Origin of the sequence: Klenkia sesuvii, from assembly GCF_037083825.1 — a bacterium.
GTDB lineage: Bacteria > Actinomycetota > Actinomycetes > Mycobacteriales > Geodermatophilaceae > Klenkia > Klenkia sesuvii.
The window spans coordinates 1-642 of sequence record NZ_JBAPLU010000062.1 but is presented as its reverse complement, the minus strand read 5'-3'; the positions used below and the strand labels follow the sequence as shown (position 1 = coordinate 642).

Below are 642 nucleotides of genomic sequence, written 5' to 3'. Positions count from 1 at the left end.
AGATGCTCGATCCGGCCGTCCCGCACCTCGTCGAGTGCCGAGTTGAGCCGTACTCGGTACCTGGTGAACCGCGGCAATACGGTCAGAACGTCATCCGCTCGCTCATTGAGGTCCTCGACGCGCCGCAGAACCCGCTCGTCATAGTCCGGGTCGCTGTGATCGTTGACCTCGGAACCGCGCATCTGCCAGGCCGAACAGAGATCGAGCAGCTCGGGGTTGAGCACGAGGAACCGCTCATAGGCGAGCGTCACCGCGCCGCGCGCCCCCGCCGCGTCGAGCTCCTCGCTGATCCGTCGCGCGTCCTCGGCCCGGCCCTTCCCGGTCAGCCCCCACCCGCCGAACTCCCGGATGACCAGCCCGTCCACAGCGAGGTCGATGAGCACCGACTCGGTGTCGTCCTCACCGAGCCCGGCCACGCGGGCGACGCGGGACAGCTCGGCGTATCCGATGCAGCGCAGAGTATGCAGAACAAGCAGCTCAGTGCCGGTGTCCATCAGTTTCCTCTCCCGGGCCGGCCGGCCGCCGCATAGGCCGCACCCCGGCCACCGGCTCGCGCCACGATCTCGCCGTCCCGGATGCGGACCGCGACCTCGGCGCCGTCGCCCACCTCAGCGCCGACAGCCGAGGCGATCGCCCCCACCT

Annotated in this window: 1 protein-coding gene; it reads right to left on the bottom strand. The window is 69.9% G+C overall.

Going from position 1 to position 642, the window contains the following annotated elements:
- A partial coding sequence (locus TEK04_RS21235) for a hypothetical protein (RefSeq protein ID WP_336406362.1) occupies window positions 1–494 on the bottom strand: 494 nt, incomplete at its 3' end.
- Between the last annotated feature and the right edge of the window lie 148 nt (window positions 495–642).